The organism is Marinobacter algicola DG893 (assembly GCF_000170835.1).
Lineage (GTDB): Bacteria > Pseudomonadota > Gammaproteobacteria > Pseudomonadales > Oleiphilaceae > Marinobacter > Marinobacter algicola.
Genome location: NZ_ABCP01000084.1, coordinates 1 through 4,180, shown reverse-complemented (window position 1 = coordinate 4,180; position 4,180 = coordinate 1). Strand labels below are relative to the sequence as shown.

The following is a 4,180-nucleotide window of genomic DNA, read 5'->3' as shown; positions in this document are numbered from 1 at the left end:
TCTTGGAAGGTTCAGAACCTAGTCGCGTTGCTTGCCAGGAAGAGTTCCCATCATCTTGCAGATAATCCCCAACATGATTTCGTCAGCACCACCGCCAATCGACACCAGCCGCACATCCCGGAACGCACGGGACAGGGGGTTCTCCCACATGTAACCATTGCCACCCCAATACTGCAGGCAACTGTCCGTCACCTCACGCCCAAGCCGGCCAGCCTTGAGCTTGGCCATCGACGCCAGCTTGGTCACATCCTTGCCTTCCACATGCAGCTCACAGGCCTGATAGGTGAGGGCGCGCAGGGCTTCCACCTCGGTTTGCAGCTCTGCCAGGCGGAAGTGAATCACCTGGTTGTTGATCAACGGCTGCCCGAACGTTTTGCGCTCGCGGCAGTATTCAATGGTTTTGCTGATGCAGAGTTCCAGCGCCTTGATTACGTTGGCTGCGCCCCACATCCGCTCCTCCTGGAATTGCAGCATCTGCATCATGAAACCGGTGCCTTCAGCACCGATGCGATAGCGCTGCGGTACTCGCACATCGTCAAAGAAAATCTGCGCGGTCTCGGAAGAGCGCATGCCCAGCTTGTTCAAGTGCGGGCTGAAGGAAATGCCCGGCGTGTTCATGGGCACGACAATCAGCGACTTGTTCTTGTGGGGCTTGTCGTCGGAAGTGTTGGCCAGCAGGCAGATAAAGTCGGCCCTGGGGCTGTTGGTGATCCACATCTTGGAGCCGTTGATGACGTAGTCATCGCCATCCTGCTTAGCGGTGGTTTTCATCCCCGCCACATCAGAACCGGCGGCGACTTCGCTGACGCCGATACAGCCCACCATATCGCCGGCAATGGCCGGGGCAAGGAAGGTCCGCTTGAGTTCGTCGGAGCCAAAGCGTGAAATGGCAGGGGTGCACATGTCAGTCTGCACACCTATGGCCAGCGGCACGCCACCACAATGAGCGGTGCCGAGTTCTTCGGCGGCTACCAGGTTGTAGCTGTAATCCAGCCCCATACCGCCGTACTCTTCCGGCTTCTGGATTCCGAGCAGGCCCAGGTTGCCGAGCTTCTTGAAGATATCGTGAATCGGAAACTCGCCGGCTTCTTCCCATTCGTCGCAGTGGGGATTGATTTCCTTCTCCACGAAATCGCGGACGGTTTTTCTGAGGGCTTCGTGTTCGGCTGTGAATTTCACTTTTTGTTCTCCTGGGTGATAGTTAGTCCGTGCCTTATTGTGTTGGTGCACGCTCTCTAAGCTTGGGTGGCGGCTGTGTGGGCGGACCTTCAGAAACACGCTCCTTCGGCACATCCATGTGACGCTCGGGCTCCGCCATCCATGGCTCCGCACGGTTTCTGAAGGCCCGCCCACACAGCCGCTTTTGACTGTAAGTTTGTTGCTTCCTGTTTTTTTCGGGTTGCGCTTGTAGCTAATCCAACCACCATCACTAAGCTCCCCTAGAGGCGGGCAACGCCAAAAGAATTAGGCCGCAACTGCCGAACCTCAGCCTCCCGACAAACCGAAAACACCAGGGCCAGAACCCGCCGGGTATCCCGCGGATCTATCAGCCCGTCGTCCCACAATCGAGCCGTACCGAACAGAGCCGTAGAGCCGTCTTCCAGTTTCTTGGCCGTGGCCTGTTCCAGAAAATCCAGCGTTTTCGGGTCCGGCTCCAGACCGCCCCGGCGCTGCTTGTCCTCGGCGACGATGCGCATCACCTTGCCCGCCTGCGCCGGGCCCATAACCGCCGTGCGGCTGTTGGGCCAGGCGAAGATGAAACGTGGGTCCAGGCCTCGGCCACACATGGCGTAGTTGCCGGCACCATAGGAACCGCCGATAACAATGGCGACCTTCGGCACCTGGCAGTTCGCCACAGCCTGTATCATCTTTGACCCGTGTTTGATGATGCCGTTCTGTTCCGAATGGGTGCCCACCATGAAACCGGTGGTGTTGTGGAGGAACAGTAACGGTGTACCCGCCTGGTCGCAGAGCTGGATGAACTGCGCGGCTTTGGTGGCGCCAGCCGGCGTGATCGGGCCGTTGTTGCCGATAATGCCGACCGAATGCCCTTCAATGCGGATGGTGCCGCACACGGTTTGGTCGTCGTAACCGTTCTTGAAGTCCATGAACTCGGAGCCGTCGGCGATGCGGGCCAGGATCTCGCGGACGTCATAGGGTTTTTTTGCATCGCTGGGGATCACGCCCAATAATTCTTCGGCAGGGTAAAGCGGCTCTTCCCACTTCGGCTCCCTGGCGGGAGGCAGTTGTTCATTCCAGGGCAAGGCTTCGAGCACATTGCGTGCGTGGCGGATGCCATCACCATCGTCTTCGGCCAGGTATTCCGCCGTGCCAGCCACTTCCGCGTGCATCTGCGCGCCGCCGAGTTCTTCATCGGTGGCGACTTCGCCGGTGGCGGCTTTCAGCAGGGGAGGGCCAGCCAGGAACATCTTGGCCTGCTCACGCACCACAATCACGTAATCCGATAGCCCCGGTTGATAGGCGCCCCCGGCAGTGGCGTTGCCATGCACTACAGTGACCTGCGGGATGCCGGCGGCGGACATGCGTGCCTGGTTGGCAAACCCGCGCGCGCCCAGCACAAAGATGTCCGTGGCGTAGTTCAGGTTAGCGCCGCCACTTTCTGACAGCGACACCACCGGTAGCTTGTTCTCCATGGCAATCTGTTGCAGCCGCAGAGTCTTGTCCAGCCCCGCTGGTGTGATGGTGCCGCCCTTGATGGCGCTGTTGCTGGCCACCACCAGGCAGCGAATGCCACCCACCGTGCCAATGCCGGCAATGATACCGCCGCCGGACAGGCTACCGTCCTTGTCGTCGTGCATCTTGTAGCCGGCGAGTGAACACAGCTCCAGGAACGGCGTACCGCGATCCAGCAGACGATTGATGCGGTCACGGGGTAACAGCTTTCCGCGCTTGGTGAACTTCTCCCGCGCCGACTCCGCCAGATCCAGCACCTTCTGCTCCACATCCCGAAAGGTGGCAATATGCGCTTCCATCACCTCCGCGTTCGCGCGAAAGTCATCCGACTGGGGATTAACGGTGGACTCCAATACCTGCATCGAATTCTCCTCAGTCGTCGCTCAACACTTTTGGCGTGACGGCCCGGTGGAAACCGTTAAAAGGCTCGTTATTCTTTGCCTTCTGGAACGGCCAAACCCGGCCACCCTGAGACGCTGCCCCGTCAATCCGCAGACAATCCCCACTGATAAACGCCGCAGCGGGGCTCAGCAGGAAACAAATCGCCGCACTGACCTCGGACTCCGTTCCCATTCGCTTAAGAGGTACGTTATCCCCGAGGCTACGAATCCACTGCTTCATATGTTCGGGATAGTTATCCATGCCACTGGAGGCAATCCAGCCCGGTGCCACAGCGTTCACCCGAACCCCGGAGCAACCCCACTCAACCGCAGCGGTCTGGGTAAAATTCACCATTCCCGCCCGGGCTGCCCCAGAATGCCCCATGCCGGGCATGCCACCCCACATGTCCGCCACAATGTTCACGATGGCGCCACCGGTTTTCGACAAGGTTTGATTGTAGGCTTCACGGGCAATGAGAAAGCCGCCGGTGAGATTGGTGCGAACCACCGTCTCCCAACCTTTCTGGTTGATGTTCGCCAGCGGCGACGGAAACTGACCCCCAGCGTTATTCACTACGCCGTTCAGCCCGCCATGTTCCTCAATGATGGCCGCGACGGTCGCCTTTACAGACTCTTCTTCGCGAATGTCACACACGTGAGCGGAAGCGATACCACCGTCCTCGGTAATCTCTGCCTTCACTGCCTCAACCTTCTCAGCCTTCCGCCCAACGAGCGCAACCCGAGCCCCAAGCGCGGCGAGTTCATGAGCGGTACAACGCCCAATTCCGGAACCACCCCCGGTAACGATAAAAACCTGATCCCGAAAGAGATTCGGGTGAAAAACAGACTGATAGCTCATAACAAGAGGGCCTTTTCAAATGTTCGGGCGCTCTGGAGGGGGCTGGCGGGCAAACCGACTAGCGATCAGCGTTTCGATCTGATCTTCATGGACCCGCCGACCTTCTCAAACTCGGCCCGCATGGCCGGCGTGCTGGATATCCAGAAAGATCATGGCACGTTGATACGCCAGGCAATGCAGCGGCTGACCTCGGAAGGCCTGCTGATCTTCTCGACCAACTTCCGGCGCTTCAAGCTGGATGGCAGCC

3 protein-coding genes and 1 pseudogene are annotated in these 4,180 nt (G+C 59.1%); 1 reads left to right on the top strand and 3 read right to left on the bottom strand.

Going from position 1 to position 4,180, the window contains the following annotated elements; genetic code table 11:
• Window positions 1-18: 18 nt before the first annotated feature.
• The 3 genes from MDG893_RS20240 to MDG893_RS20230 all read right to left on the bottom strand — a co-directional run bounded on the left by MDG893_RS20240 (window position 19) and on the right by MDG893_RS20230 (window position 3,933).
• The gene (locus MDG893_RS20240) at window positions 19-1,179 is read right to left on the bottom strand and encodes an acyl-CoA dehydrogenase family protein (RefSeq protein ID WP_007155717.1); all 1,161 of its coding nucleotides are present in this window, start codon (window positions 1,177-1,179) and stop codon (window positions 19-21) included.
• 260 nt (window positions 1,180-1,439) lie between these two features.
• A complete protein-coding gene (locus MDG893_RS20235) occupies window positions 1,440-3,056 on the bottom strand; it encodes an acyl-CoA carboxylase subunit beta (protein WP_007155716.1) in 1,617 nt (538 codons plus the stop codon).
• Window positions 3,057-3,066: 10 nt separating this feature from the next.
• Complete coding sequence (locus MDG893_RS20230; RefSeq protein WP_040474839.1) at window positions 3,067-3,933, bottom strand: SDR family oxidoreductase; 867 nt, start codon at window positions 3,931-3,933, stop codon at window positions 3,067-3,069.
• A gap of 42 nt (window positions 3,934-3,975) precedes the next feature.
• On the opposite strand from MDG893_RS20230, the pseudogene MDG893_RS20810 reads away from it, so the two are divergent.
• A pseudogene (locus MDG893_RS20810) lies at window positions 3,976-4,180 on the top strand (hypothetical protein); the annotation flags it as partial.